25 protein-coding genes and 2 tRNA genes are annotated in these 26,487 nt (G+C 71.6%); 21 read left to right on the top strand and 6 right to left on the bottom strand.

Annotated elements, in window-relative coordinates:
- Window positions 1-32: 32 nt before the first annotated feature.
- A tRNA-Val gene (locus ACWD0Y_RS05665) sits at window positions 33-104 on the top strand.
- A 71-nt stretch (window positions 105-175) separates the two neighbouring features.
- Here ACWD0Y_RS05665 and ACWD0Y_RS05660 read toward each other — a convergent pair.
- A complete protein-coding gene (locus tag ACWD0Y_RS05660) occupies window positions 176-2,632 on the bottom strand; it encodes an SCO7613 C-terminal domain-containing membrane protein (protein ID WP_450259190.1) in 2,457 nt (818 codons plus the stop codon).
- 93 nt (window positions 2,633-2,725) lie between these two features.
- Between ACWD0Y_RS05660 and ACWD0Y_RS05655 the strand changes: the two genes are divergently transcribed.
- Window positions 2,726-3,169: an SRPBCC family protein gene (locus tag ACWD0Y_RS05655; RefSeq protein ID WP_450259189.1), complete on the top strand. Its 444-nt coding sequence runs from the start codon at window positions 2,726-2,728 to the stop codon at window positions 3,167-3,169.
- 39 nt (window positions 3,170-3,208) lie between these two features.
- Window positions 3,209-3,280: transfer RNA gene (locus tag ACWD0Y_RS05650), tRNA-Val, on the top strand.
- 61 nt (window positions 3,281-3,341) lie between these two features.
- On the opposite strand, the gene ACWD0Y_RS05645 is transcribed toward ACWD0Y_RS05650, so the two are convergent.
- Window positions 3,342-4,070, bottom strand: coding sequence for an exonuclease domain-containing protein (locus tag ACWD0Y_RS05645; RefSeq protein ID WP_450259188.1), 729 nt, complete (start codon window positions 4,068-4,070; stop codon window positions 3,342-3,344).
- A gap of 187 nt (window positions 4,071-4,257) precedes the next feature.
- Here ACWD0Y_RS05645 and ACWD0Y_RS05640 point away from each other — a divergent pair, with 187 nt between their 5' ends.
- The 3 genes from ACWD0Y_RS05640 to thrS all read left to right on the top strand — a co-directional run bounded on the left by ACWD0Y_RS05640 (window position 4,258) and on the right by thrS (window position 8,134).
- Window positions 4,258-4,824 carry a DUF4365 domain-containing protein gene (locus ACWD0Y_RS05640; protein WP_093801826.1) on the top strand — a complete coding sequence of 189 codons (567 nt, stop codon included), beginning with the start codon at window positions 4,258-4,260 and terminating at the stop codon, window positions 4,822-4,824.
- A complete protein-coding gene (locus ACWD0Y_RS05635; protein WP_450259187.1) occupies window positions 4,824-6,068 on the top strand; it encodes a hypothetical protein in 1,245 nt (414 codons plus the stop codon). The genes ACWD0Y_RS05640 and ACWD0Y_RS05635 overlap by 1 nt, the downstream gene beginning before the upstream one ends.
- Window positions 6,069-6,157: 89 nt before the next feature.
- Window positions 6,158-8,134, top strand: a complete 1,977-nt coding sequence (thrS, locus tag ACWD0Y_RS05630; RefSeq protein WP_093801828.1) for a threonine--tRNA ligase — start codon at window positions 6,158-6,160, stop codon at window positions 8,132-8,134.
- A 45-nt stretch (window positions 8,135-8,179) separates the two neighbouring features.
- Here the strand turns inward: thrS and ACWD0Y_RS05625 are convergent, their stop codons facing one another.
- A complete protein-coding gene (locus ACWD0Y_RS05625; RefSeq protein ID WP_450259186.1) occupies window positions 8,180-8,842 on the bottom strand; it encodes a potassium channel family protein in 663 nt (220 codons plus the stop codon).
- 66 nt (window positions 8,843-8,908) lie between these two features.
- Between ACWD0Y_RS05625 and ACWD0Y_RS05620 the strand changes: the two genes are divergently transcribed.
- Window positions 8,909-9,469 (top strand): HIT family protein, encoded by a 561-nt coding sequence (locus tag ACWD0Y_RS05620; RefSeq protein ID WP_450259185.1) that lies wholly within the window; start codon window positions 8,909-8,911, stop codon window positions 9,467-9,469.
- Between the two features lie 36 nt (window positions 9,470-9,505).
- Here ACWD0Y_RS05620 and ACWD0Y_RS05615 read toward each other — a convergent pair whose 3' ends face one another.
- Both ACWD0Y_RS05615 and ACWD0Y_RS05610 read right to left on the bottom strand, forming a co-directional pair.
- Window positions 9,506-11,161 (bottom strand): hypothetical protein, encoded by a 1,656-nt coding sequence (locus tag ACWD0Y_RS05615; RefSeq protein ID WP_450259184.1) that lies wholly within the window; start codon window positions 11,159-11,161, stop codon window positions 9,506-9,508.
- A gap of 175 nt (window positions 11,162-11,336) precedes the next feature.
- The gene (locus tag ACWD0Y_RS05610) at window positions 11,337-13,547 is read right to left on the bottom strand and encodes an elongation factor G-like protein EF-G2 (protein ID WP_450259183.1); all 2,211 of its coding nucleotides are present in this window, start codon (window positions 13,545-13,547) and stop codon (window positions 11,337-11,339) included.
- Between the two features lie 268 nt (window positions 13,548-13,815).
- Between ACWD0Y_RS05610 and pgsA the strand changes: the two genes are divergently transcribed.
- The 14 genes from pgsA to ACWD0Y_RS05540 all read left to right on the top strand — a co-directional run bounded on the left by pgsA (window position 13,816) and on the right by ACWD0Y_RS05540 (window position 26,241).
- A complete protein-coding gene (gene pgsA, locus ACWD0Y_RS05605) occupies window positions 13,816-14,496 on the top strand; it encodes a phosphatidylinositol phosphate synthase (RefSeq protein ID WP_450259182.1) in 681 nt (226 codons plus the stop codon).
- A complete protein-coding gene (locus ACWD0Y_RS05600; protein ID WP_450259181.1) occupies window positions 14,493-15,404 on the top strand; it encodes a phosphatidylinositol mannoside acyltransferase in 912 nt (303 codons plus the stop codon). The genes pgsA and ACWD0Y_RS05600 overlap by 4 nt, the downstream gene beginning before the upstream one ends.
- Window positions 15,401-16,561, top strand: coding sequence for a glycosyltransferase family 4 protein (locus ACWD0Y_RS05595; protein WP_450259180.1), 1,161 nt, complete (start codon window positions 15,401-15,403; stop codon window positions 16,559-16,561). The genes ACWD0Y_RS05600 and ACWD0Y_RS05595 overlap by 4 nt, the downstream gene beginning before the upstream one ends.
- Before the next feature lie 96 nt (window positions 16,562-16,657).
- The gene (locus tag ACWD0Y_RS05590) at window positions 16,658-17,206 is read left to right on the top strand and encodes a hypothetical protein (RefSeq protein ID WP_450259179.1); all 549 of its coding nucleotides are present in this window, start codon (window positions 16,658-16,660) and stop codon (window positions 17,204-17,206) included.
- Window positions 17,207-17,304: 98 nt separating this feature from the next.
- Window positions 17,305-18,213, top strand: a complete 909-nt coding sequence (gene pdxS, locus ACWD0Y_RS05585; protein ID WP_093801836.1) for a pyridoxal 5'-phosphate synthase lyase subunit PdxS — start codon at window positions 17,305-17,307, stop codon at window positions 18,211-18,213.
- An 8-nt stretch (window positions 18,214-18,221) separates the two neighbouring features.
- Entirely contained in the window at window positions 18,222-18,812 is a 591-nt protein-coding gene (gene pdxT / locus ACWD0Y_RS05580) for a pyridoxal 5'-phosphate synthase glutaminase subunit PdxT (RefSeq protein ID WP_450259178.1), read from the top strand.
- A 62-nt stretch (window positions 18,813-18,874) separates the two neighbouring features.
- A complete protein-coding gene (locus ACWD0Y_RS05575) occupies window positions 18,875-19,627 on the top strand; it encodes a YebC/PmpR family DNA-binding transcriptional regulator (protein ID WP_450259177.1) in 753 nt (250 codons plus the stop codon).
- 157 nt (window positions 19,628-19,784) lie between these two features.
- Window positions 19,785-20,330 carry a crossover junction endodeoxyribonuclease RuvC gene (ruvC, locus tag ACWD0Y_RS05570; protein ID WP_450259176.1) on the top strand — a complete coding sequence of 182 codons (546 nt, stop codon included), beginning with the start codon at window positions 19,785-19,787 and terminating at the stop codon, window positions 20,328-20,330.
- On the top strand, window positions 20,327-20,956 hold the full coding sequence (ruvA, locus tag ACWD0Y_RS05565) for a Holliday junction branch migration protein RuvA (RefSeq protein ID WP_450259175.1): 630 nt from the start codon (window positions 20,327-20,329) through the stop codon (window positions 20,954-20,956). Before ruvC ends, ruvA begins: the two co-directional genes overlap by 4 nt.
- Before the next feature lie 16 nt (window positions 20,957-20,972).
- Window positions 20,973-22,046: a Holliday junction branch migration DNA helicase RuvB gene (ruvB, locus tag ACWD0Y_RS05560; protein WP_450259174.1), complete on the top strand. Its 1,074-nt coding sequence runs from the start codon at window positions 20,973-20,975 to the stop codon at window positions 22,044-22,046.
- Window positions 22,047-22,212: 166 nt separating this feature from the next.
- Entirely contained in the window at window positions 22,213-22,698 is a 486-nt protein-coding gene (gene yajC / locus ACWD0Y_RS05555) for a preprotein translocase subunit YajC (RefSeq protein ID WP_450259173.1), read from the top strand.
- Between the two features lie 144 nt (window positions 22,699-22,842).
- Window positions 22,843-24,579 carry a protein translocase subunit SecD gene (secD, locus tag ACWD0Y_RS05550; RefSeq protein WP_450259172.1) on the top strand — a complete coding sequence of 579 codons (1,737 nt, stop codon included), beginning with the start codon at window positions 22,843-22,845 and terminating at the stop codon, window positions 24,577-24,579.
- A gap of 1 nt (window position 24,580) precedes the next feature.
- Entirely contained in the window at window positions 24,581-25,702 is a 1,122-nt protein-coding gene (gene secF / locus ACWD0Y_RS05545) for a protein translocase subunit SecF (RefSeq protein ID WP_450259171.1), read from the top strand.
- Window positions 25,699-26,241: an adenine phosphoribosyltransferase gene (locus tag ACWD0Y_RS05540; RefSeq protein WP_450259170.1), complete on the top strand. Its 543-nt coding sequence runs from the start codon at window positions 25,699-25,701 to the stop codon at window positions 26,239-26,241. The genes secF and ACWD0Y_RS05540 overlap by 4 nt, the downstream gene beginning before the upstream one ends.
- Here ACWD0Y_RS05540 and ACWD0Y_RS05535 read toward each other — a convergent pair.
- Window positions 26,231-26,487 (bottom strand): hypothetical protein (locus ACWD0Y_RS05535; protein WP_450259169.1); only part of this gene is annotated, 257 nt, incomplete at its 5' end. The two genes, ACWD0Y_RS05540 and ACWD0Y_RS05535, sit on opposite strands and share 11 nt — an antisense overlap.

Here is a 26,487-nt window from a genome sequence, read left to right as displayed (position 1 = left end):
CGCTGACATGGGGTAATGTGTGCGGAGCGCCGGGGCGATTAGCTCAGTGGGAGAGCGCTTCGTTCACACCGAAGAGGTCACTGGTTCGAACCCAGTATCGCCCACCCGGACCGAAGGCCCGGAAGACGAAAGTCTTCCGGGCCTTCGCCGTTTCCCGGCCCCGGGCGGCCCGGCCTCAGCGCATCCGGCCCAGTGTGTCCCGCAGCCGGCGGGCGTCGCGCAGACGCTGCTCGTACGTCGCCCCGACGGCCAGCAGGAGCAGGCCCGCGAGGGCCGGCGGCAGCCAGCGGGGGAGTGCGCCGACGACCTGGGCGACGTACGGCGCGAGCTCGTGCAGCGCGACCAGGGCGAGCACGGCGGAACCGAGCACCAGCAGCGCCTGGAGCCGGTGCCTGGCGCCCGTCAGGGTCAGGGCCAGGGCCGCGGCCCCGAGGAGCAGCGGGCGCAGCCAGTGCTGGTCGCCCCAGGCCGCGATCAGGCTCGGCAGGAGGGTCGCGGCGAGCCCCGGACCGTACGCCGTCCAGGAGGAGGCATCCGCGTCGCGCCGGCGGCGCAGCACGCCGATCGCGAGCGCCGGGACGGTGACGGGGAGCGTGTACGCCTCGGGCGTGACGACGTCGGAGGCGCCGAGGCGGACCCAGGTGGCCAGCACGAAGAGCGCGACCGCCGCGTACCCGACGGGGCGCCGGTCCGCCCGTACGGCCGTGCCCGCGGCGATGACCCCGCACAGCGCCAGGACCAGCGCGAGGGCGGGGGCGTGGCCCGAGGCGAGGCCGATCGCGAGCAGCGCCGCCGCGGCGCCCGTGACCTCCAGGGGGAGGGCGGTGGAGTGGCCGCGCACCCGGGCGGCGAGCGCGGCGGCGGCCGCGGGCACGGCGAGGATCGCCCATGCGGCCTGGTGGGGCGCGAGCGTGAGCGCGGCAGCGGCGGCGCCGGTGAGCCCCGTCGCGTACCCGACGGCCGCGGCGGCACAGACGGGCGGCGTGACGGACCCCCTGGCGAACACGGCGGCCGCGCCGAACAGCGCCGCCAGGACGCCGAGCACGATGAGCGTGGCGGCCTGCGCGGCCAGCGACAGCAGCGAGACGGAGAGCGCCGACGCCAGAGCGCAGGCGAGCGCCGTGAACGCGAGAGGCGCATGGGGCACGCGGGGCGCCGTGGCGGTTCCGGCCGGGACGGGACGTACCGCCAGGACCAGGGGCGCCGCGGTCAGGAACAGGTGCAGCGTTACGGCCGCGGGGTAGCCGAAGTCCAGCGTGGCCGGGAGGGCGTGCGCCGCCGCCCACACCAGGACCAGGGCCGCGCACGCCGCCGGGACGCACCAGGTGTGACCGGGCGCGGCCGGACGGCGCGCCGCCGCCGCCGCGGCGGCCGAGACCGCGGCCACGGTCAGCAGGACCAGCGGGGCCGCGGCCGTCCACGGCCAGGAGAGCCCGGAGAAGAGCGCCTCGCGGACGCCGGCCGGGGCACCGGACCAGACGCGCTCCACCTGTGCCGCGGGGCCGAGCAGGCCGGCCGCGGCCGGAGGCAGCGCCCACAGGGCGCCCGCGGCCAGCACCGCACCGGACGCACCGGCCAGGCCGGCCGCCACGGGACGCGGCAGGCCCGCCCGTACGACGGCCGCCAGGACCACGGCGCACAGCACGTACACGGGCACCGCCCACGCGTCCCCCGCAGCGGGGCGCGCCACACCGCCGACGGCCGCCAGCGCCGCGAGACCGGCCGCCGCCGAGGGCGCCACGGCATGCGGTGCCGGAACGCGCCGGGCGGCGGACAGGGCGAGGGCGGCAACCGCCACCAGCAGCACGCCCGGCCGCAGCGCGTCCGCCGGGCTGCCCGCCGCCACCGACAGGACGCCGGCGCCGAGCAGCGCCCCCGCGCCCGTCAGCCAGGCACCGGCATACGCGAACGGGCGCACCGCGCGGCCGGCCCCCCACAGGGCCACGGCGACATCGAGCGCGGCCGTCGCCGACAGCGCACAGGCGAACGTCAGCGGGCCCGGCCCGGCCGCCAGTGCCCAGAGGACGAAGGGGAACTGAGCGGTGATCAGCGCGGCGGGCAGCGGGATCCGCAGCCGGCCGAGCCCCAGGCCGTACGCCGCCCAGAGCGCCGCCAGCACGGCCGAACCGATCGCGGCGTACGCGAGCGGGTCCGCCCCGGGCAGCGCCACGCGGCGCAGGGCGTACGCGTCGAGCACCGTGAGGGCCAGACCCAGCGCAGCCACCGACTCGGCGGTCGAGACGAGGCCGCGGCGCAGCAGCAGGACCGGCGCGGCCAGCGCCAGGGCCGTCACCGCGCCCAGCACCGCCGAGCGGCCGCCGATGCCCAGATGGCCCCAGCTCACCAGCGTGAAGGCGATCGCGGCGACCGTCAGCAGAACACCGCCGAGCGCCAGCAGCACGTTCTGCGCACCGCGCGGCGAGGCGTCCTGCGGCGCGCGCGGTGCCTGCCCGGCGCCGAAGGCCCCGGCGTACGGCGTGAAGGGACCGCGCGGAGCGGTGGGCGGAGGCTGCCGCACGGCGGTGAGCAGCCACGCCCGGCGGGCGAGCAACTGGGCGCGCCGGGCTTCGAGCAGGCCCAGCTCGTGATCGAGGACCACCAGTTCTTCCGCCGGCGGCAGTGCGTTCTCCATGGTCGATGAGTGTGGCGCGGAACACACGGCGGAACATGGGCGCGGATACTCAGATCCCCGGTGAGTACGTGCGGGAGCGCGCAGACTTGGCACATGGACTGGTGCCGTTACCGCTTTCGCAGCGTCTGGGATCTGCCCGCCCCGCCCAGCAGGGTCTACGGCGTGCTGGAACGGGTCGACGAGTACCCGCGGTGGTGGCCGCAGGTGCGGCAGGTCACCCGCCTCGACGACCGCACCGGCATCGCCCGGTTCCGTTCCTTCCTGCCGTACGAACTGGTCGTCACCGCTCAGGAAAGGCGGCGCGCCCCGGAGGCCGGCGTCCTGGAGGTGGCCATGACCGGCGACCTCGAAGGCTGGGCGCGCTGGACCGTACAGCCGCGCGGCAGCGGCGCGCGCGCCCTCTACGAGCAGGAAGTGGAGGTGCGCAAGGCGCTGATGCGCCGGCTCGCCGTACCCGGGCGGCCGCTCCTCGTCGCCAACCACGCGCTGATGATGCGGGGCGGGCGGCGCGGGCTCTCGGCCGCGCTCGCGGTTTGAACCAACCCCCCGGCGGCCTGTATGGTTCAGTCCGTTCCCGGGCGATTAGCTCAGTGGGAGAGCGCTTCGTTCACACCGAAGAGGTCACTGGTTCGAAACCAGTATCGCCCACCCGGGAAGGCCGGTCCGTCACAGGCGGACCGGCTTTTTTGTATCGCCCCGCACCGTCCGTTCAGGCGGCGGCCGCCGGCATCTCGGGGCGCAGCGGCCACGCCGTATTCACCTCTTCCTCCGACCCGTTGCGCGCGAACCACGCCTGCAGGCCGCGCGCCTGCGCCGCGTGCCACACCGCCTGGAGGGTGTGCAGCTCGGCCGGTGAGAGCCGCTCCAGACGCGAGGCGAAACGGCGGCCGAGGGCGCGTACGACCTCCAGCGAGGCCGTCGCGTCGGCGGCCGCGTCATGGGCGCCGTCCAGTTCCACCTCGTACTGCGCACACAGATCGGTGAGCGTACGGCGGCCCTTGCGGTAGCGGTCCAGATGCTTGTCCAGTACGCGCGGATCCAGCACGCACAGCGGGCGGCTCTCCAGGTAGCGCCCCAGCGACGACGCCCGGTGGCGCCTCAGCTCCCGGTCCAGCAGGGTCAGGTCGAAGGGCGCGTTCATCACCACCAGCGGCCGGCGGGCGATGCTCTGCTCGGCGAGCCCTCTGGCTATCTCATCCATGACCGGCGCGGGCCAGCGGCCGTTGCGGTGCAGGTGATCGTCCGTCAGCCCGTGGATCCCGGTCGCCTCCGGAGGCACCGGGATCCCCGGATTCACCAGCCAGCGCGTCTCCCGCACCCGTCCGCCCGGCGCGTCCTGCACGACCAGCGCGGCGGAGACGATGCGGTCCTCCTCGACATCCACCCCCGTCGTCTCGGTGTCGAACGCGGCCAGGGGTCCTTCGTACCAGCACGTCATGTCCGAACTCCTCTTGCTCCCTTGGCAGACGGCGCGCGTCCCCTGCCCGAAGCGGTGATACCCGGGTCGTTTGTCCGGTACGCCGTTTGAGGGGGATACGCAGCGGAGACAACACAAGTGACGGGGCGTGAAGTCGGCGGGCCGTCACGGGAAACTGATCGGCACAGCCCGGGAGGCACCGTCAGCCATGGCGCTCACGCAGCCCGAACCGGGCGGGCTGCTGCCCGAGCGGATCGCACCGCTGCGCGGCGGACTCGCCACCACTGCCTGCATGGAGACTCTTCAGGTGGGCTATCTGCACGCGGTCGCGGCGGCCGCGGGATGCTCTCTCTCGCAGCCGTTTCCGGACAACGGCATCGACTGGCACGTGAGCCACAGCGCTCCCGGGCACACCGTCGATGACGAAGTCACCATCAAGGTGCAGCTCAAATGCACCTATCAGATCCCGCCGCGCCCGGCGGGGGGAGCCTTCTCCTTCACACTCGACAACGCTCATCTGGAGAAGCTCGCCCGCAGCCCGGTGTCGGTGCACAAGATCCTTGTCGTGATGCTCGTACCACGGACCCAGGACGACTGGCTGCGCGCCGGTCACGACGGCCTCGACCTGCGGCACTGCTGCTACTGGACCAACCTGGCCGGACACCCGGTGACGGGCAGGCGCAGGACCACTGTGCGGATCCCGACCTCGCGGATATTCGACGACCGAGCACTCTGCGAGATCATGACCCGGGTCGGGGTGGGAGGGAGACCCTGATGCACCACCGGCCGATCGACGAACCCCTGCGACCGCACCCGGGCACGGAGTCCGACAGCGGCTTCGCCACGGGCCCCGGCATCTGGGACGCCGGCGCGGGACCCGATCCCGCCCACGTCGACCCCGCCGTGCTCGGCGTGCTGCTGGCCCGGCACGGCTGGCGGCGGCGCGGGGGAGCGGCGGGCCGCTACGCCCGCTGGACCCCGCCCGGGCCGTCCGGCGGCGGGACGAGCCTGCTCGTGCCCGAGAGCCGGGCGTTCCCCGACAGCGACGACCTGCTCGGCGAGGCGCTGACCGCGCTCGCCCGCTGCGCCGCGCCCTCCGCCCGCGAGGTGCTCGTCTCCCTCACCGTCCCCAGCGACGAGATCCGCTGGTGGCGCGACGTACCGGAAGGCCCCTCGGGAGCCGTCTCGTGGACCGCGCAGGAACGGCTGCGCTCGGCCGCGCGCCAGATGCTGCTCGCCGCGGCGCTGGCCTCACGCGGGCGCGCCGGGTACTACGGCGCACGGCACCGGCGGCAGGCGCAGGCGTCCCTGGAGGGCGTACTGGTGGGGCCCGCGCCGGGCGGGCGCGCCCTCACCGCGTTCGTACCGGTGGCGGCGGGACGCGGCGTCGTCGTACGGCTGCACCACGCCCTGCACGCCGCCCGCGAGGCCGTCGACTACCAGCGGGCGACCGGCGGCATGGACGCCTTCGACACGGCGGTCGGGGCCGGTGTGAGCCGCGAGCTGACGGAGGCCGTGATCGCGCTGGTCCACGGCTCGGAGGGCGCGCGCGTGGCCCTGGAGTGGTCACCCGCCGCCGGGGTGCCCGAGGGGTGCGCGGCGCGTCCCGAAGCGGTGGAGTTCTCGCCGGGCGACCTGCCGGCGCTGCGCGAGGCGGGCGCGCGCTACCTGCTCGACGAGCCCTCCGTGACGGTACGGATCACGGGCGCGGTGGTACGGATGCGGCGCTCGGGGCCGCGCGGGGCCGGCACGGTGCGGCTGCGTGTCCTGGCGGGCGCGGAAGTGCCGTACGTACGGATGGTGCTCGACGAGGAGGCGTACCGGATCGCGGGCCACGCCCACCTGGTCGGGCTGCCGATCAGGGTCCACGGGCAGCTGGAGAGCCGGGGCGGCTTCCGGCGGCTCACCGGCGCACGGAGCGTGGTGCCCGTGCAGGTGGACGACGCGGAGCGGGACCGGCTGATGAAGTCGCTCCAGGAGAACCTGGACTTTTTCGAGGAGGCGTGCGGCGGGGATTAACCGTTTAGCGAGGGGGCCGCCCGGCTCGGTACAGTTGGTTACTGCGCGCGCAACAACTTACGCGCGACCCCCTCAGACAGGAGTGACCGGTGTCGGACGTCCGTGTGTTCATCCAACGCGATTCCGAGCGGGAAGAGCGCGTGGTGACCACGGGCACTACGGCGGCCGAGCTCTTCCCCGGTGAGCGCACCGTCGTCGCCGCGCGCGTGGGCGGCGAGCTGAAGGACCTGGCGTACGTCGTCGCCGACGGCGAGGAGGTCGAGCCGGTCGAGATCTCCTCCGAGGACGGCCTGAACATCCTGCGCCACTCGACCGCGCACGTCATGGCGCAGGCCGTGCAGGAGCTCTTCCCCGAGGCGAAGCTCGGCATCGGCCCGCCGGTCAAGGACGGCTTCTACTACGACTTCGACGTCGAGAAGCCGTTCACCCCCGAGGATCTCAAGGCCATCGAGAAGAAGATGCAGGAGATCCAGAAGCGCGGGCAGCGCTTCTCGCGCCGCGTCGTCACCGACGAGGCCGCGCGCGAGGAGTTGGCGGACGAGCCGTACAAGCTGGAACTCATCGGCATCAAGGGCTCCGCCTCGACCGACGACGGCGCGAACGTCGAGGTGGGCGGCGGCGAGCTGACCATCTACGACAACCTGGACGCCAAGACCGGTGACCTGTGCTGGAAGGACCTCTGCCGCGGTCCGCACCTGCCGACCACCCGGAACATCCCCGCGTTCAAGCTGATGCGCAACGCCGCCGCCTACTGGCGCGGCAGCGAGAAGAACCCGATGCTCCAGCGCATCTACGGCACCGCGTGGCCGTCGAAGGACGAGCTGAAGGCGCACCTGGAGTTCCTCGCCGAGGCCGAGAAGCGCGACCACCGCAAGCTCGGCTCCGAGCTGGACCTCTTCTCCATCCCGGAGCAGATCGGCTCCGGCCTCGCGGTCTTCCACCCCAAGGGCGGCATCATCCGCCGGGTCATGGAGGACTACTCGCGCCGCCGGCACGAGGAGGAGGGGTACGAGTTCGTCTACACCCCGCACGCGACCAAGGGGAAGCTCTTCGAGACCTCGGGCCACCTGGACTGGTACGCCGACGGCATGTACCCGCCCATGCAGCTCGACGAGGGCACGGACTACTACCTCAAGCCCATGAACTGCCCGATGCACAACCTGATCTTCGACGCGCGGGGCCGGTCCTACCGTGAACTGCCGCTGCGCCTGTTCGAGTTCGGGACCGTGTACCGGTACGAGAAGTCCGGCGTGGTGCACGGCCTGACCCGCGCCCGGGGCTTCACCCAGGACGACGCGCACATCTACTGCACCAAGGAGCAGATGGCGGAGGAGCTCGACCGTACGCTCACCTTCGTCCTCGGCCTGCTGCGCGACTACGGCCTGACCGACTTCTACCTGGAGCTGTCCACCAAGGACCCGGAGAAGTTCGTCGGCTCGGACGAGATCTGGGAAGAGGCCACCGAGACCCTGCGCCAGGTCGCCGAGAAGCAGGGGCTTCCGCTGGTCCCGGACCCGGGCGGCGCCGCCTTCTACGGCCCGAAGATCTCCGTCCAGTGCAAGGACGCCATCGGCCGTACCTGGCAGATGTCGACCGTGCAGCTCGACTTCAACCTGCCGGAGCGCTTCAACCTGGAGTACACCGGCCCCGACGGCAGCAAGCAGCGTCCGGTGATGATCCACCGCGCCCTGTTCGGCTCCATCGAGCGCTTCTTCGCGGTGCTCCTGGAGCACTACGCGGGCGCGTTCCCGGCCTGGCTCGCCCCCGTGCAGGCGGTCGGCATCCCGATCGGCGACGCGCACATCCCGTACCTCCAGGAGTTCGCCGCCGACGCGAAGAAGAAGGGCCTGCGGGTCGAGGTGGACGCCTCCTCGGACCGGATGCAGAAGAAGATCAGGAACCAGCAGAAGCAGAAGGTTCCCTTCATGATCATCGTTGGTGACGAGGACATGAACGCGGGCACCGTCTCCTTCCGCTACCGCGACGGATCGCAGGAGAACGGCATCCCCCGCGAGGAGGCGCTGGCGAAGATCGCCGACGTCGTGGAGCGCCGCGTCCAGGTGTGACCGGCCCTCCCGTGTGAACGGTGAGCCAGGCCCCCGGCGGAGCGGTCAGCCCGCCGGGGGCCTGTTCTCGTCCTCCCGCGCGAACGTCTGGATCAGCCAGGCCGAGAAGGAGCCCGTCACCGCTCCCAGCAGCGCCATGCCGCCGCCCATCATGCCGACCGCGATGAGCCGGCCGGCCCAGGTCACCGGCGCCACGTCGCCGTACCCCACGGTCGTCAGTGTCGAGCAGGTCCACCACAGGGCGTCTCCGAAGGTACGGATCGTCGCGCCGGGCGCGGCGTGTTCCTGGTGGTAGACGGACAGGGCGCCGGCGAACCCCAGGAGCACGGCCGTAAGGCCCGCGTACGTGATCACCCGGGCGTGCAGGGTCAGCCGGGGCCGGTCACGCCTGCGCTGCACCGCCCAGTACACCCGCACCATGCGGACCGGGCGCAGCAGCGGAAGCACCAGCACGACGGTGTCCAGCCAGTGGGTACGGACGAAGCCCAGCCTCCGGCCCGAGAGCCGCCAGCGCACCAGGTAGTCGGCGACGAACAGCGCCCACAGGGCCACGGTCACCGCCAGACACGCGTTCCGCCAGGCCGGCGCGAGGCCGTGGGCCAGCACGCGGACCGCGTACGAGGCGAGGAAGAGGAGCGACGCGGCGAAGAGCGGAAGCTCGGCCCGCTCCTCCCACCGCTCCAGCGGACTGCCGTGATCGTCGTGCATCGCCCCAGCATGGCCGCCGGGTGGCCGGCCCCGCCCCGGCGACACGTTCGGCGGGTACCAAGTCATATGCTGCACTCCATGACGACTGAGCCGGAGCAGCAGATCGGAGTCGGGACGCCGGACGCGTTCCAGCGCCTGTGGACGCCTCACCGGATGGCGTACATCCAGGGGGAGAACAAGCCGACCGGTCCGGGGGCCGAGGACGGCTGCCCGTTCTGCTCGATCCCGGCGAAGTCCGACGAGGACGGTCTCGTCGTCGCGCGCGGTGAGCACGTGTACGCGGTACTCAATCTGTATCCCTACACGGGCGGACACCTGATGGTGGTCCCGTTCCGGCACGTCGCCGACTACACGGACCTGGACGACGCCGAGACCGCCGAGCTCGCGCTGCTCACCAAGCAGGCGATGTCGGCGCTGCGCACGGCCTCCGGGGCGCAGGGCTTCAACATCGGGATGAACCAGGGCGCGGTCGCCGGGGCCGGCATCGCGGCGCACCTGCACCAGCACGTGGTGCCGCGCTGGGGCGGCGACACGAACTTCATGCCGGTCGTGGGGCACACGAAGGTGCTGCCGCAGCTGCTGGGTGACACCCGCAAGATGCTGGCCGACGCCTGGCCCGCCGTCTGACCCCACGGGTGCCCGCAGGCTTCCCCTCCCCGAGCGTCACGCGTCGTAGATGTCGGCCTTCCTCGGCGCCGCGTCCTGGACCATGCCGCTGAGGACCAGGGAACGGTTGCTGAAGCGGTCGGTGTCCACGCCGTGGTCGTCGAGCACGCGGATGGCCGCGGCGTGGACCACGCGCAGCACGGGCGTGGCCGCGCGCATCGCGTCGTCGGCCATGAAGCGGTGCCGCCAGGGCTTCTCGGCCCAGGCGTGCCGCAGGCCGAAGGGCTCGGGGAGCACGATCTTGCCGCCGAAGAAGTCGAGGACCGGCGGGAACCAGGTGAACGGGGCGCGGACCGCCAGCCGCACCACCTCGTTGGCGTCCACGAGCGGCAGGTTCTTGTCGACCGTCTCCCAGAACTTGACCGCCTTGCTGACCGTCACCGTCTTGGCCGCGGGCTTCGTGGTGAAGAGCGAGTGGACCGGCCCCAGCGCGTGGCCGGTGACCTCGATGCGCAGCGTCTCGTGCAGCACGGTGACCGTGATCAGCATGGTGATGACGAGCTGGCCGTCCCACAGGGTGAACTGCACACCCAGGTAGTGCCGGTTTCCGGCGCCGAACTGCTGCTCGTTGCAGATCCGCTGTATCTCGTGGCCCTTGATCTGGAACGCGTCGACGTCCTGGCCGTCGGGCCTGGCCACCTCGCCCGCGTTCTCGCCGATCGGGGCGACGATCCAGTGCCGTACGGACGGCTTGGGGAAGCCGCCGGTGTGCAGCGGGCCGCGCTCCAGCATCCGCAGCTGGTCGTGGATGGCACGGATGACGTCCCAGCTGCGGAAGCCGTGGATCTCCTTGCCGGCCTCCCGGGGGACGAGCTCCTCGGCGAGCTGCCAGCTGCCCCAGCGGGTGCCCATGCCGAGTATCCCCTTGGGGCCGGCGTAGAAGACCGAGTTGCTGTACTGCTCGGCGGTGAGCTTGGCGAGCGACTGGCGCAGCTGCTCGGCGGCGGACTCGTTGGGGTCACGGGGAACGGCCTCGGGGATCTTGGCGCCCACGCCGCCGCCCCCCAGCAGGCTCTCCCAGCGGCTCCGCATGTCCACGGCCGTGGATTCGCAGATCCGCTTGGCCAGCAGCCAGCCGACGACGGGGGCGACGAGCATCGCCCGCAGGTAGATCGCCAGGAATCCGCCGAGGGGCAGCATGACGAAGAGGATCAGGAGGAGGCCGCCCACGGCGATCAGGGCGGCGGTGCCGAAGGCGCCGGCCCGTTTTCCCTGGGCGCCGGCGATCGTGCGGCGCAGCTGGAAGACGGCGAGCCAGATGAGCAGACCGGGCAGGAAGAGCAGACCGAAGAGCGCCATGACGCCGGTGAGCTTGGCGTCCCGCTCCTTGCGGATGCGGGTCGCGGCGAGGCAGTGCTCGACGACGGTCTGCGGTTCGGTGCCGAAGGACTGGATGAGCGCCTTGCGGGCCCCGCCGAGCATGCGCACCTGTACGGCGCGCGAGAAGGCCTCACCCAGGTTCGGTTCGAAGAGGGAGAGTTTGCCCTTCTTGACCTCGGACTTGTGCCATTCGTTGTTGGCCTTGAGGATCTCGGTCACCGGGCTGTCGCGGTACGCCGCCGAGGCGAGGGCCTGGGTCGCGGCGGTCTGGCCCGCGGAGCCCTGGAGCGGTACCTGTGCCCCCGGTGAGAAGTCGAATCCGTCATCCGCCACTGTGCTGCCCCCATCGCCGCGCGCAACCGCTCCTGCGGCCTGTCCTCAACTGCCGTGCCCGGCACACCTTCTGAACTGGGCCCCCAGCGTATCCAGCGTGTCCAGGGTGTTCCTGCCCGTCATGGGACAGCGAAATGCCGCCCGTCGCAAGGTAATTGGACGGGCGGCTCATGAATTATGACCCTTTTTCCGCCTGTTCGCGTATCTTGCCCGACAGCTGGGGCGGCATCGGCTCGTGGCGGACGTACGAGCGGCTGAAGCGTCCGGTGCCGTGCGAGACCGACCTCAGGTCCAGCGCGTACCGTTCCATTTCGATCTCCGGAACCTCGGCCCGTACGAGCGTGCGCCCCTGGCCCGCCTGCTCGGTTCCGACCACCCGCCCCCGCCGCCCCGACAGGTCGCTCATGACCGGCCCGACGTAGTGGTCGGGCACCAGCACCAGCACCTCGGCGACCGGCTCCAGCAGGTGGATCCTCACGTCGGCCGCGGCCTCGCGCAGCGCCAGCGCGCCCGCCGTCTGGAACGCCGCGTCGGAGGAGTCCACCGAGTGCGCCTTTCCGTCGAGCAGTGTCACGCGTATGTCCACGAGTGGGTAACCCGCGGCGACACCGCGCCCCGCCTGGGCGCGCACCCCCTTCTCGACGGACGGGATGAACTGGCGCGGCACCGCGCCGCCCACAACCTTGTCGACGAACTCGATCCCGCTGCCCGGCGGCAGCGGCTCCACCTCGATCTCGCAGATCGCGTACTGTCCGTGGCCTCCGGACTGCTTCACGTGACGGCCGCGGCCGCTCGCCCCGGCGCCGAACGTCTCGCGCAGCGACACCTTGTGGGGCACGACGTCCACCCGCACCCCGTACCGGCTGCGCAGGCGCTCCAGTGCCACGTCGCGGTGGGCCTCGCCCAAGCACCACAGCACCAGCTGGCGGGTGTCCTGGTTCTGCTCCAGGCGCATCGTCGGGTCCTCGGCGACCAGCCGCGCGAGCCCCTGGGAGAGCTTGTCCTCGTCCGCCTTGCTGTGCGCCTGGACGGCGAGCGGCAGCAGCGGGTCGGGCATGGTCCAGGGTGCCATCAGCAGCGGGTCGTCCTTCGAGGACAGGGTGTCCCCGGTCTCCGCGCGCATCAGCTTGGCGACGCTGGCGATGTCGCCCGCGATGCAGTGGTCCAAGGGGCGCTGGTGCTTGCCGAAGGGGGAGGACAGCGCGCCGATCCGTTCGTCCGCCTCGTGAAGGTCCGGGCCCTCGTGGCCCCGGTCCGTGAGGCCGTGCCCCGACACGTGGACCGTCTCGTCGGGCCGCAGGGTGCCGGAGAAGACCCGCACCAGGCTGACCCGCCCGACGTACGGGTCGGACGCCGTCTTGACGACCTCGGCGACCAGCGGCCCGTCGGGGTCGCAGGTGACCGGCGGGCGCGGCCTGCCGTCGGGCGTCGTGACCGCGGGCGCCTCGCGCTCGGCGGGGGTCGGGAAGCCTCCCGCGATCAGCTCCAGCAGCTCGACGGTGCCGATGCCCTGGCGGCCCCCGTCGGCCGCCGGCGCGGCGGCGAGCACGGGGTGGAAGGTGCCGCGCGCGACGGCCCGTTCCAGGTCGTCGACGAGTGTCTTGTGGTCGATCTCCTCACCGCCGAGATAGCGGTCCATGAGGGTCTCGTCCTCGCTCTCGGCGATGATCCCCTCGATCAGCCGGCCGCGGGCCGCCTCGATCCGGGGTACCTGCTGGCCGTCCGGCGGTGCCTCCTGGCGCTCGCCGGAGGAGTAGTCGAAGACCCGCTGCGACAGCAGGCCGACGAGCCCCTCGACCGGGGCGTGCCCGTCGGGTCCCCGGTGTCCGTACAGCGGCAGGTACAGCGGCAGTACGGCGTCGGGGTCGTCGCCCCCGAAGGTCTGCGCGCAGAGCCGGGTCATCTCGTCGAAGTCGGACCTGGCCGCTTCGAGGTGGGTGAAGACGATCGCCCGCGGCATGCCGACCGCGGCGCACTCCTCCCACACCATCCGGGTCGAGCCGTCCACGCCGTCCGACCCCGAGACGACGAAGAGGGCCGCGTCCGCCGCCCGCAGACCGGCCCTGAGTTCCCCGACGAAGTCGGCGTATCCGGGGGTGTCGATCAGATTGATCTTCACGCCGCCCCATTCGACCGGGATCAGCGACAACTGCACCGAGCGTTGCTGCCGGTGCTCGATCTCGTCGTAGTCCGAGACGGTCGTGCCGTCCTCGACGCGGCCCGCCCTGTTGACCGCTCCCGCTGTCTGCGCGAGGGCCTCGGCCAAGGTCGTCTTTCCCGATCCGCTGTGGCCGACCAGCACGACGTTGCGTACGGACGAGGGCCGGTCGGCCGCCGCCGCCCTGCCGGCGGCCCCGGGGTGGCGCGTGTGTGTCTTGTCGCCCATGATCTTGCCTCCCTGTTCCGAGCACGGTGAGGAGAGGGGGCGCGGACATGTGGGAGCCGCAGTGGCGAGGCGACACCGGTGACGCCCGCGGTCATTCGAGCTTTCCACTCCGGCCACGCTCCGTCCATACGTGGCGTGCGATCCCCGGGGCGCCGGGGCCCCGCCGGTGGCTCGCCGGTGCCCCGGCGGTGTCGCGGCTCCGGCGTCGCTACGATGGGCCAGCCGGTGGCCACAGGGGCTGGACCGGCCACCGACCCTCGGGAAGGCCATGCTGAACAAGTACGCGCGTGCATTCTTTACGCGTGTCCTCACACCGTTCGCCGCGTTTCTGCTCCGTCGCGGGGTGAGCCCGGACGCGGTGACCCTCGTCGGTACGGCCGGAGTGATGGCGGGTGCGCTGGTCTTCTTCCCCCGGGGAGAGTTCTTCTGGGGCACGATCGTCATCACCCTCTTCGTCTTCTCCGACCTCGTCGACGGCAACATGGCCAGGCAGGCCGGGGTGTCGAGCCGCTGGGGCGCCTTCCTGGACTCGACGCTCGACCGGGTCGCCGACTCGGCGATCTTCGGCGGGATCGCGCTCTGGTACGCGGGCGCCGGCGACGACAACGTGCTGTGCGCCGTCGCCATCTTCTGCCTCGCCAGTGGCCAGGTCGTCTCGTACACCAAGGCGCGCGGCGAGTCGATCGGCCTGCCGGTGGCGGTGAACGGCCTGGTGGAGCGGGCCGAGCGGCTCGTCATCACGCTCGTCGCCGCCGGGCTCGCCGGACTGCACGGCTTCGGGGTGCCGGGCATCGACGTACTGCTGCCGATCGCCCTGTGGGTCGTGGCGGCGGGCAGCCTGGTGACGCTCGGACAGCGGGTCGTCACCGTACGCCGGGAATCGGCGGAGGCCGACGCGGCGGCTGCGCCGGGCGCGGCGGCGTCGCCGGGCAGCGAGGCCACCTCGTGAGCGGTGTCAGGGAACGGCTGACGGACACGCTGTACGGCCTGGGCTGGGCCGGCGTGAAGAAACTGCCCGAGCCGGTGTCCGCCGCCCTCGGGCGCACGCTCGCCGACACGGTGTGGAAGCGGCGCGGCCCGAGCGTGCTGCGGCTGGAGTCCAATCTCGCCCGGGTGGTGCCGGACGCGGGCCCCGAGCGCCTCGCCGAGCTGTCCAGGGCCGGCATGCGCTCGTACATGCGCTACTGGATGGAGTCGTTCCGGCTGCCCGCGTGGAGCGCGGAGCGGGTGAAGGCCGGTGTCGAGATCGAGGACATCCACCTCCTGACGGACACCCTGGCCTCCGGGCGGGGCGTCGTACTGGCGCTTCCGCACCTGGCCAACTGGGATCTCGCAGGCGCCTGGGCCACCACCGCGCTGGGGATCCCCTTCACCACCGTCGCGGAGCGGCTCAAGCCCGAGTCGCTGTACGACCGGTTCGTCGCGTACCGGGAGGGCCTCGGGATGGAGGTCCTGCCGCACACGGGTGCCAGTGCCTTCGGGACGCTGGCGCGGCGGCTGCGGGCCGGCGGCCTCGTCTGCCTGGTCGCCGACCGCGACCTGTCCGCGTCCGGCACCGAGGTGAAGTTCTTCGGCGAGACGGCACGGATGCCCGGCGGGCCCGCGATGCTGGCGCAGCAGACCGGGGCGCTGCTGCTGCCGGCGACCCTCTGGTACGACGACTCACCGGTGATGCGCGGACGCATCCACGCGCCCGTCGGCGTACCGGAGACAGGTACGCGGGCCGAGAAGACGTCCGTCATGACGCAGGCGGTGGCGGACGCCTTCGCCGTCGGTATCGCCGAGCACCCGGAGGACTGGCACATGCTGCAACGACTGTGGCTCGACGACCTCGAGCCGCGTCGGGAGTTCTCGTGAAGATCGGCATTGTCTGCCCGTACTCCTGGGACGTGCCGGGCGGCGTCCAGTTCCACATCCGGGACCTGGCCGAGCACCTGATCCGGCTGGGGCACGAGGTCTCCGTCCTGGCGCCCGCCGACGACGAGACGCCGCTGCCGCCGTACGTCGTGTCCGCGGGCCGGGCCGTCCCCGTCCCGTACAACGGCTCGGTCGCCCGCCTCAACTTCGGGTTCCTCTCCGCCGCGCGGGTACGGCGCTGGCTGCACGACGGCACCTTCGATGTGATCCACATCCATGAGCCGACCTCGCCCTCGCTGGGTCTGCTCACGTGCTGGGCGGCGCAGGGGCCGATCGTCGCCACCTTCCACACCTCCAACCCGAAGTCGCGGGCGATGATCGCGGCGTACCCGATCCTGCAGCCCGCACTGGAGAAGATCAGCGCCCGTATCGCGGTGAGCGAGTACGCGCGGCGCACGCTGGTCGAGCACCTCGGCGGGGACGCGGTCGTCATCCCCAACGGCGTCGACGTCGACTTCTTCGCGAAGGCCGACGCGAAGGCCGAGTGGCAGGGACAGACCATCGGCTTCATCGGACGCATCGACGAGCCGCGCAAGGGACTGCCCGTCCTGATGCGCGCCCTCCCCGGGATTCTGGCCGAACGCCCGGACGCGCGGCTGCTGGTCGCGGGGCGCGGCGACGAGGAGGAGGCGGTTGCCACGCTGCCGAAGGAGATGCGGGACCGCGTCGAGTTCCTCGGGATGGTGAGCGACGAGGACAAGGCGCGGCTGCTGCGGAGCGTCGACCTGTACGTCGCCCCGAACACCGGCGGCGAGAGCTTCGGCATCATCCTGGTCGAGGCGATGTCGGCGGGCGCGGCGGTGCTGGCGAGCGACCTGGACGCGTTCGCGCAGGTGCTGGACCAGGGGGCGGCGGGCGAACTCTTCGCCAACGAGGACGCGGACGCCCTGGCCGCGGCGGCGGTGCGGCTGCTGGGGGACCCGGAGCGGCTGGACGAGCTGCGGCTGCGGGGGGCGGCGCACGTACGGCGCTTCGACTGGTCGACGGTGGCCGCGGACATCCTGTCGGTGTACGAGACGGTGACGGACGGGGCCGCGTCGGTGGACACCGACGAGCGGACGGGGCTGCGGGCACGGTTCGGCCTGGCCCGGGACTGACCCGTGGGGTGAGCGGCTCCGCCGGGCGCCGCCCCCGGAGCGGCCCGTTCCCGGCACCGCCCGGGGCCCCGCACCACCCCGGTAACCTTGCCGCCCGTGACCGTAACCCTCATCTGGATCGTCGTGGCCCTCGTTGCCGTCGGGCTGTACCTCAGCTGGACCGCGGGCCGCCTGGACCGCCTGCACGCCCGCATCGACGCTTCCCGCGCCGCGCTCGACGCCCAGCTGCTGCGCCGCGCCTCGGTCGCCCAGGAGCTGGCGACCTCGGGCGTGCTCGACCCCGCCGCCTCGATCGTGCTCTACCAGGCCGCGCACGCCGCCCGCCAGGCCGAGGAGGACCACCGGGAGGTGGCGGAGAGCGAGCTCAGCCAGGCGCTGCGGGCGGTCTTCGGTGAGACGGCGCAGGTCGACGCCGTGAAGGAGGCGCCCGGCGGTGAGGACGCCGCACAGGAGCTGGCGGCGGCCGTACGCCGCGTCCCGATGGCCCGGCGCTTCCACAACGACTCCGTACGCGCGGCCCGCGCCCTGCGCCGCCATCGCAAGGTCCGCTGGTTCCGGCTGGCCGGACACGCCCCGTTCCCGCTCGCCTTCGAAATGGACGACGCGCCCCCGGTGGCACTGGCCGACCGCCCCGGCAGCCAGTAAAAGGATCCACCGTCTATGTATTGGCCCTTGCAGTGGACTGGTCGGGCAAGGTTCTCTCAGAGGAGCAAGAACCTTCTTTCTTCGAGTGAGGTCCATCCGTGTCCAGCACCAGCAACTCCCAGGCCCCCGAGACCGGCACCGCACGCGTGAAGCGCGGCATGGCGGAGCAGCTCAAGGGCGGCGTGATCATGGACGTCGTCAACGCCGAGCAGGCGAAGATCGCCGAGGACGCGGGCGCCGTGGCCGTCATGGCGCTGGAGCGCGTGCCCGCCGACATCCGCAAGGACGGCGGCGTGGCCCGGATGTCCGACCCCAACATGATCGAAGAGATCATCGAGGCCGTGTCGATCCCGGTCATGGCCAAGTCCCGGATCGGCCACTTCGTCGAGGCCCAGGTCCTCCAGTCCCTCGGCGTCGACTACATCGACGAGTCCGAGGTCCTGACCCCGGCCGACGAGGTCAACCACTCCGACAAGTGGGCGTTCACCACCCCCTTCGTCTGCGGCGCCACCAACCTGGGCGAGGCCCTGCGCCGTATCGCCGAGGGCGCGGCCATGATCCGCTCCAAGGGCGAGGCCGGCACCGGCAACGTCGTCGAGGCCGTCCGCCACCTGCGCCAGATCAAGAACGAGATCGCCAAGCTGCGCGGCTTCGACAACAACGAGCTGTACGCCGCCGCCAAGGAGCTCCGCGCCCCGTACGAGATCGTCAAGGAGGTCGCCGAGCTCGGCAAGCTCCCGGTGGTGCTGTTCTCCGCGGGCGGTGTCGCCACCCCCGCCGACGCCGCGCTGATGCGCCAGCTCGGCGCCGAGGGCGTCTTCGTCGGCTCCGGCATCTTCAAGTCCGGCGACCCGGCCGCCCGCGCCGCCGCGATCGTGAAGGCCACCACCTTCTACGACGACCCGAAGATCATCGCGGACGCCTCCCGCAACCTGGGCGAGGCCATGGTCGGCATCAACTGCGACACCCTCCCCGAGTCCGAGCGCTACGCCAACCGCGGCTGGTAGTGCCGGACATGAGCAACCCTGTGATCGGAGTCCTGGCTCTCCAGGGCGACGTACGGGAGCACCTGGTCGCCCTGGCCGTGGCCGACGCCACGGCCAGGCCGGTCCGGCGCCCCGAGGAGCTCGCCGAGGTCGACGGCCTGGTCATCCCCGGCGGCGAGTCCACCACCATGTCCAAGCTGGCCGTGCTCTTCGGCATGCAGGAACCCCTGCGCGAGCGCATCGAGGACGGCATGCCGGTCTACGGCACGTGCGCCGGTCTGATCATGCTCGCCGACAAGATCCTGGACCCGCGCTCGGGCCAGGAGACGCTCGGCGGCATCGACATGATCGTGCGCCGCAACGCCTTCGGACGGCAGAACGAGTCGTTCGAGGCGGGGGTCGAGGTCCAGGGCATCGAAGGCGGCCCCGTGGAGGGCGTCTTCATCCGCGCCCCGTGGGTGGAGTCGGTCGGCGCCCGGGCCGAGGTGCTCGCCGAGCACGACGGACACATCGTCGCCGTACGCCAGGGCAATGCCCTCGCCACGTCCTTCCATCCCGAACTGACGGGCGACCACCGGGTGCATCAGCTCTTCACCGAGATGGTGCGCGCCGTACGCTGACCGGACCCCGGTAGGATCTCTGCCGAACGCAGCAGTATTGGTGACGCGAAGGAGACAGGCGGATGTCCGGCCACTCTAAATGGGCTACGACGAAGCACAAGAAGGCCGTGATCGATGCCAAGCGCGGCAAGCTCTTCGCGAAGCTGATCAAGAACATCGAGGTCGCGGCGCGCACCGGTGGCGCCGACATCGACGGCAACCCGACCCTCTTCGACGCCATCCAGAAGGCGAAGAAGAGCTCCGTCCCCAACAAGAACATCGACTCCGCGGTCAAGCGCGGTGGCGGTCTCGAGGCGGGCGGCGTCGACTACGAGACCATCATGTACGAAGGCTACGGCCCCAACGGTGTCGCGGTGCTCATCGAGTGCCTCACCGACAACCGCAACCGTGCCGCCTCCGACGTGAGGGTCGCCATGACCCGCAACGGCGGCTCGATGGCCGACCCGGGTTCCGTCTCGTACCTCTTCAACCGCAAGGGCGTCGTGGTCGTCCCCAAGGGCGAACTGTCCGAGGACGACGTGCTCGGCGCGGTGCTCGACGCCGGCGCCGAGGAGGTCAACGACCTCGGTGACTCCTTCGAGGTCCTGAGCGAGGCCACCGACCTGGTCGCGGTCCGCACCGCGCTCCAGGACGCCGGCATCGACTACGACTCGGCGGACGCCAACTTCGTTCCGACCATGCAGGTCGAGCTCGACGAGGAGGGCGCGCGGAAGATCTTCAAGCTGATCGACGCGCTGGAGGACAGCGACGACGTGCAGAACGTCTTCGCCAACTTCGACGTCTCGGACGAGGTCATGGAGAAGGTCGACGCCTGAGGGCTGATCAGCACGGCGACAGTGCCCTGCACGCACGGACGGGCCGACGGGACACACTCCCGGCGGCCCGTCCGCGCGTTGTCAGACCCAGCCGCTACTGTGCTGAGCAGGCAAGAACGCAGGAACGGACGGCCGAAAGCGTGAGGGGAGGGGCACGATGCGGGTACTGGGCGTGGACCCGGGGCTGACCCGGTGCGGCGTCGGCGTGGTCGAAGGCGTCGCGGGCCGCCCCCTGAAGATGCTCGGGGTCGGAGTCGTGCGCACGCCGGCCGACGCGGAGCTGGGGGAGCGCCTGGTCGCCATCGAGCGCGGCATCGAGGAGTGGCTCGACGAGTACCGGCCCGAGTACGTCGCGGTGGAGCGGGTCTTCAGCCAGCACAACGTCCGTACGGTCATGGGCACCGCCCAGGCCAGCGCGGTCGCGATGCTCTGCGCGGCCCGCCGCGGACTGCCTGTCGCCCTGCACACGCCGAGTGAGGTCAAAGCGGCGGTCACCGGTGACGGCCGGGCGGAGAAGGCCCAGGTCGGCGCGATGGTGACCCGGCTGCTGCGGCTGGACGCCCCGCCCAGGCCGGCCGACGCCGCCGACGCCCTCGCGCTCGCCATCTGCCACATCTGGCGCGCTCCCGCGCTCAACCGCCTCCAGCAGGCGCACGCCGCGGCCCGCGCGCCCCGCATCCCCGTACGGAAGGTCACGCGATGATCGCGTTCGTCAGCGGCCCGGTCGCCGCACTCGCCCCGACCACCGCGGTCGTCGAGGTCGGCGGCATCGGCATGGCCGTGCAGTGCACGCCGAACACGCTGTCCACACTCCGTGTCGGCCAGGAGGCGAGGCTCGCGACCTCCCTGGTCGTGCGGGAGGACTCACTGACCCTCTACGGCTTCGCCGACGACGACGAGCGGCAGGTCTTCGAGCTGCTCCAGACCGCCAGTGGCGTCGGCCCCCGGCTCGCCCAGGCCATGCTCGCCGTGCACGCACCGGACGCGCTGCGCCTGGCGGTCGCGACGGGTGACGAGAAGGCGCTCACCGCCGTCCCGGGCATCGGCAAGAAGGGCGCGCAGAAGCTGCTCCTGGAACTCAAGGACCGCCTCGGCGAGCCGCTCGGCACCGGCGCTTTTGCGGGCGCCCAGCGCGTCGCCCCGGGACCCGCCCCGTGGAGCGAGCAGCTCCAGACCGCGCTCGTCGGTCTCGGGTACGCGCCCCGGGAGGCCGAGGAAGCGGTCGCGGCGGTCGCGCCGCAGGCAGAGGCCGTCCTCGCCGAAGGCGGCCGGCCGGCGGTGCCGCAGCTGCTGCGCGCCGCGCTCCAGACCCTCAACCGTGCCCGCTGATTCGAGAGATCCGTAAATGAACTGGGACGAGACCGGACCCGACACCGACACCGACCAGCGGCTGGTCGGCTCCGGCGCCGACGGCGAGGACCAGGCCGTCGAGGCCGCGCTGCGCCCCAAGGACCTCGACGAGTTCGTGGGCCAGGAGAAGGTCCGCGAACAACTCGACCTGGTCCTGCGGGCGGCCCGCGCGCGCGGCGCCACCGCCGACCACGTGCTGCTCTCCGGCGCCCCCGGTCTCGGCAAGACCACCCTCTCGATGATCATCGCGGCCGAGATGAACGCCCCGATCCGCATCACCTCGGGCCCCGCCATCCAGCACGCCGGCGACCTCGCCGCGATCCTCTCCTCCCTCCAGGAGGGCGAGGTCCTCTTCCTCGACGAGATCCACCGGATGTCCCGGCCCGCCGAGGAGATGCTCTACATGGCGATGGAGGACTTCCGCGTCGACGTCATCGTCGGCAAGGGCCCCGGCGCCACCGCCATCCCGCTCGAACTGCCGCCCTTCACCCTCGTCGGCGCCACCACCAGGGCCGGCCTGCTGCCGCCCCCGCTGCGCGACCGCTTCGGCTTCACCGGGCACATGGAGTTCTACGAACCGGCCGAGCTGGAGCGGGTCATCCACCGTTCGGCCCGCCTCCTCGACGTCGAGATCGACGTCGAGGGCGCCGCGGAGATCGCCGGGCGCTCCCGCGGTACACCGCGCATCGCCAACCGGCTGCTGCGCCGCGTCCGCGACTACGCGCAGGTCAAGGCCGACGGCGTCATCAACCGTGACATCGCCGCCGCGGCCCTCAAGGTGTACGAGGTCGACGCCCGCGGTCTCGACCGCCTCGACCGTGCCGTCCTCGGCGCGCTGCTCAAGCTCTTCGGCGGCGGTCCCGTGGGACTGTCCACCCTGGCGGTGGCCGTGGGGGAGGAGCGCGAGACGGTCGAAGAGGTCGCCGAGCCCTTCCTCGTACGGGAGGGTCTGCTGGCCCGTACGCCGAGGGGCCGGGTGGCCACACCCGCCGCCTGGGCGCACCTCGGACTCGTACCGCCGCAGCAGGGCCAGGGCGGAAGCGGACAACAGGGCCTCTTCAGGGCGTGACGGCGCGGAGGGTCGCCCGGTCAGGAACCACGGTGCGATGCTGGGCGTTGTTCCATTGATGCGGACTCGCTTAGACTCCGCCGATGCCGCCCTTCCGGGTCGGCGCGCCCACCCCCCGTAGATCAGGCCGCTCCCCGGCGCGGTCGTGCGAAGGAATTTCCGTCCCGTGAATATCGTGACCCTCCTCCCCTTCATCGTGCTCATCGGGGCCATGTTCCTGATGACCCGGTCCGCCAAGAAGAAGCAGCAGGCGGCTGCGCAGATGCGCAACGACATGCAGCCCGGCACCGGCGTCCGGACGATCGGGGGCATGTACGCCACCGTCAAGGAAGTTCACGACGACACGGTCCTCCTCGAGGTCGCTCCCGGCGTGCACGCCCTCTATGCCAAGAACGCCGTCGGCGCCGTTCTCGAGGACGAGGAGTACAACCGCATCGTCCACGGCGACGGTGACCTCAAGATCGACACTCCGGTCGTCCCGGACGACGCCTCGTCGCTGACCGAGTCCGCGGACTCGGACACCGACGACGTCGCACGCATCGACCTCGGCAAGAAGCCCGAGGCGGACGAGGCCGGCGAGGCGGGCAGGACCGACGCGGCCGGTGACGAGCCGAAGGACAAGAAGACCGACGGCGAGGGCGACGCGAAGTAGTCACGTAGGGGGACCGCGGCGCGCCCACCGGCGTACCCCGGTCCCCGGATCGTGTCGACTTCCGCGGGGCTGGGCCCCACATACTTCGTGGCCGCCTCGGCGCTCACCCGGCGCGGGGGCGGTTGGACAGGGAGAAACGAGAAGGTGGCAGCACCGAAGAAGGGCCGCAGGCCCGCGGGGGCTCCGGGCAGGCCGGGGCGCGCCCTGGCTCTGATCCTGATCGCCATGGTCGCGCTCACCGGCGGGATGTTCTGGTCCGGTCATGTCACGCCGCGTCTGGGCATCGACCTCGCCGGCGGTACGAGCATCACGCTCAAGGCGAAGAGCGAGCCCGGCAAGCCCGACGCGGTCAACGAGACCAACATGAACACCGCGGTCGGCATCATCGAGCGCCGTGTCAACGGTCTGGGCGTCTCGGAGGCCGAGGTCCAGACCCAGGGCAAAGACAACATCATCGTCAACATCCCCAAGGGATCGAACGACGAGTCGGCCCGCGAGCAGGTCGGCACCACCGCCCAGCTCTACTTCCGGCCCGTACTGACGTACACCGCCGGTACGCCTACGCCCGCCGCCACCCCCTCCCCGGACGCCACGGCCGGCGGCAAGGACGAGAAGTCCACGCCGCCCGCGACGCCGTCGGCCGACGCCACCACCCAGGGGCGCGCCGTGACGGAGGGGCTCAAGAAGGACGAGACGCCGGACCCGACGGGCAGCGCGTCCAAGAGCCCGGACAAGAGCGGCAAGCCGTCGGCCACCCCCTCGGCCGACCCCGAGACCTCGGCGCTGCAGAAGCGGTTCGAGGCCCTCGACTGCACCAAGGAGACCGAGCGCTCCAGGGCCGGCGAGAACGTCAAGCCCGAGGACCCCACGATCGCCTGCGGAAAGAACAACGGCGGCGAGTGGGAGAAGTACATCCTGGGTCCGGCCGAGGTCAACGGCAAGGACGTCGATGACGCCAGTGCCCAGCTGGACACCCAGCGCGGCAGCGGCTGGAAGGTCAACATGGAGTTCACCGACGGTGGCTCCAAGAAGTTCAACAAGATCACCGGCAAGCTCTCGCAGCAGCAGCCCCCGCAGAACCAGTTCGCCATCGTCCTCGACGGCGAAGTCGTCTCGGCCCCCTCGGTCAGCCAGGCCCTGAGCGCCAACGCCGAGATCTCCGGCAGCTTCACCCAGGAATCGGCCCAGGAGCTGGCCAACATCCTGTCGTACGGCGCGCTGCCGCTCTCCTTCAACGAGGAGACCGTCACCACCGTCACCGCCGCGCTCGGCGGCGAGCAGCTCAAGGCCGGCCTCATCGCCGGTGCGATCGGTCTCGCGCTGGTCGTCATCTACCTGCTGGCCTACTACCGGGGCCTGGCGTTCGTCGCGATCGTCAGCCTCGTCGTCTCGGCGATCCTGACCTACACGATCATGACGCTGCTCGGCCCGGGCATCGGCTTCGCGCTGAACCTCCCCGCGGTGTGCGGCGCGATCGTCGCCATCGGTATCACCGCGGACTCGTTCATCGTGTACTTCGAGCGCATCCGCGACGAGATCCGCGACGGCCGCACGCTCAAGCCCGCGGTGGAGCGTGCCTGGCCGCGCGCCCGGCGCACGATCATGGTCTCCGACTTCGTGTCGTTCCTCGCCGCGGCGGTGCTGTTCGTCGTGACCGTCGGCAAGGTGCAGGGCTTCGCGTTCACGCTCGGCCTGACCACCCTGCTCGACGTGGTCGTGGTGTTCCTCTTCACCAAGCCGCTGATGACGCTGCTGGCGCGTACGAAGTTCTTCGGCCAGGGCCACCCGTGGTCCGGCCTGGACCCGAAGCGGCTCGGCGTGCAGCCTCCGCTGCGCCGTACCCGTCGCATCGCCGCCCCCATCGACCCGAAGGAGGCCTGAGATGTCCCGACTCGGCAGTCTCGGCGCCCGCCTCTACAACGGTGAGGTCGGTTACGACTTCGTCGGCAAGCGGAAGATCTGGTACGGCCTTTCGGTCCTGATCACCATCACGGCCATCGTCGGCCTGGCGGTGCGCGGCCTGGTCATGGGCATCGAGTTCGAGGGCGGCGCCGTCTTCACCACGCCGAAGACCGGAGCCTCCGTCGCCCAGGTCCAGGAGCACGCCGAGGAGGCGTCCGGACACGAGGTGATCGTCCAGGAGCTCGGCAACGGCGGCATGCGCATCCAGATCAGTGGTCTGGACACCTCGACCGCCACCCCGGTCCAGAACGAGCTCGCCAAGGACCTCGGCGTCCCGGCGAACAAGATCAACGCCGATCTGGTCGGCCCCAGCTGGGGTGAGCAGATCGCCAACAAGGCATGGACCGGCCTCGCCGTCTTCATGGTCCTGGTGGTCGTCTACCTCGCCATCGCCTTCGAGTGGCGCATGGCCGCCGCCGCCCTCATCGCCCTGATCCACGACCTCACGATCACCGTCGGTGTGTACGCGCTGGTCGGCTTCGAGGTCACCCCGGGCACCGTGATCGGTCTGCTGACGATCCTCGGTTACTCCCTCTACGACACCGTCGTCGTCTTCGACGGTCTCAAGGAGGGGTCGAAGGACATCACCAAGCAGACGCGCTGGACGTACAGCGAGATCGCCAACCGCAGCCTCAACGGCACCCTGGTGCGTTCCATCAACACCACCGTCGTCGCGCTGCTCCCGGTGGCGGGCCTGCTCTTCATCGGCGGTGGCGTACTGGGCGCGGGCATGCTCAACGACATCTCGCTCTCGCTCTTCGTGGGCCTGGCCGCCGGTGCGTACTCCTCGATCTTCATCGCCACTCCGCTCGTCGCCGACCTGAAGGAACGCGACCCGCAGATGAAGGCCCTGAAGAAGCGCGTGCTCGCCAAGCGGGCGGCCGCCGCCGCCCGGGGCGAGTCGCCGGACGACGCCGACGGTTCCGACGAGTCGCAGGACCGGCTCCCGGACGCCGCCGCACCCGCCGGTGCGGTCGTCGGCCAGCGCCCGGCCGACCGTGGCCACAGCGGCCGCGGCAAGTCCCCGGGGAAGCGGCGATGACGACGAGCACGCAGGACCTCCTGCTCAGCCGCATCCGGGACGTACCGGACTATCCCAAGCCCGGCGTGATGTTCAAGGACATCACCCCGCTGCTCGCGGACCCGGTGGCGTTCACAGCGCTGACGGACGCCCTCGCGGAGCTGTGCGTACGGTGCGGCGCCACGAAGGTCGTCGGTCTGGAGGCGCGCGGCTTCATCCTGGCCGCGCCCGTCGCGGTCCGCGCCGGCCTCGGCTTCATCCCCGTACGCAAGGCGGGGAAGCTGCCGGGCGCGACGCTTTCGCAGGCGTACGAGCTGGAGTACGGCACCGCCGAGATCGAGATCCACGCCGAGGACCTGACCGACGGCGACCGTGTCATGGTCATCGACGACGTCCTGGCCACCGGCGGCACAGCCGAGGCCTCGCTGGAGCTCATCCGGCGGGCCGGCGCCCGGGTCGCCGGTGTCGCGGTCCTCATGGAACTCGGATTCCTGGGCGGCCGCGGCCGTCTGGAACCGGCGCTCCGGGGCGCTCCGCTGGATGCCTTGATCACGGTCTGACCAGCACGGCTGTACGAGAAGGCGGGTCCCGGAGGAATTCCGGGACCCGCCTTCCGCGTTCCCTCTGGTGTCCGGCCCGGGGCGAACCGGAGGCCGGGGGTCGATACCATGGGATTTCCGGGCCTGACCGGGGGACCCGGACCCGCACGAGGCCGACGATCCGGTGGTCGCGCTCCAGCTTGGCGAAGGCGCCGTGCGCGTAGTCCTCGCTGAAGAAGGACCGCGCGCCCAGGAACTGGCCCATGC

The organism is Streptomyces altiplanensis (assembly GCF_053591575.1).
Note: the sequence above shows the minus strand (reverse complement) of the source record. Positions and strands in the feature narration are given on the sequence as shown.

What these genes read in the sequence shown, in the direction of transcription:
- ACWD0Y_RS05660 (WP_450259190.1), bottom strand. Translation starts at nt 2,632, where the DNA reads ATGGAGAACGCACTGCCGCCGGCGGAAGAACTGGTGGTCCTCGATCAC.
- ACWD0Y_RS05655 (WP_450259189.1), top strand. Translation starts at nt 2,726, where the DNA reads ATGGACTGGTGCCGTTACCGCTTTCGCAGCGTCTGGGATCTGCCCGCC.
- ACWD0Y_RS05645 (WP_450259188.1), bottom strand. Translation starts at nt 4,070, where the DNA reads ATGACGTGCTGGTACGAAGGACCCCTGGCCGCGTTCGACACCGAGACG.
- ACWD0Y_RS05640 (WP_093801826.1), top strand. Translation starts at nt 4,258, where the DNA reads ATGGCGCTCACGCAGCCCGAACCGGGCGGGCTGCTGCCCGAGCGGATC.
- ACWD0Y_RS05635 (WP_450259187.1), top strand. Translation starts at nt 4,824, where the DNA reads ATGCACCACCGGCCGATCGACGAACCCCTGCGACCGCACCCGGGCACG.
- ACWD0Y_RS05625 (WP_450259186.1), bottom strand. Translation starts at nt 8,842, where the DNA reads ATGCACGACGATCACGGCAGTCCGCTGGAGCGGTGGGAGGAGCGGGCC.
- ACWD0Y_RS05620 (WP_450259185.1), top strand. Translation starts at nt 8,909, where the DNA reads ATGCTGCACTCCATGACGACTGAGCCGGAGCAGCAGATCGGAGTCGGG.
- ACWD0Y_RS05610 (WP_450259183.1), bottom strand. Translation starts at nt 13,547, where the DNA reads ATGGGCGACAAGACACACACGCGCCACCCCGGGGCCGCCGGCAGGGCG.
- pgsA (WP_450259182.1), top strand. Translation starts at nt 13,816, where the DNA reads ATGCTGAACAAGTACGCGCGTGCATTCTTTACGCGTGTCCTCACACCG.
- pdxT (WP_450259178.1), top strand. Translation starts at nt 18,222, where the DNA reads ATGAGCAACCCTGTGATCGGAGTCCTGGCTCTCCAGGGCGACGTACGG.
- ACWD0Y_RS05575 (WP_450259177.1), top strand. Translation starts at nt 18,875, where the DNA reads ATGTCCGGCCACTCTAAATGGGCTACGACGAAGCACAAGAAGGCCGTG.
- ruvC (WP_450259176.1), top strand. Translation starts at nt 19,785, where the DNA reads ATGCGGGTACTGGGCGTGGACCCGGGGCTGACCCGGTGCGGCGTCGGC.
- ruvA (WP_450259175.1), top strand. Translation starts at nt 20,327, where the DNA reads ATGATCGCGTTCGTCAGCGGCCCGGTCGCCGCACTCGCCCCGACCACC.
- ruvB (WP_450259174.1), top strand. Translation starts at nt 20,973, where the DNA reads ATGAACTGGGACGAGACCGGACCCGACACCGACACCGACCAGCGGCTG.
- secF (WP_450259171.1), top strand. Translation starts at nt 24,581, where the DNA reads ATGTCCCGACTCGGCAGTCTCGGCGCCCGCCTCTACAACGGTGAGGTC.
- ACWD0Y_RS05540 (WP_450259170.1), top strand. Translation starts at nt 25,699, where the DNA reads ATGACGACGAGCACGCAGGACCTCCTGCTCAGCCGCATCCGGGACGTA.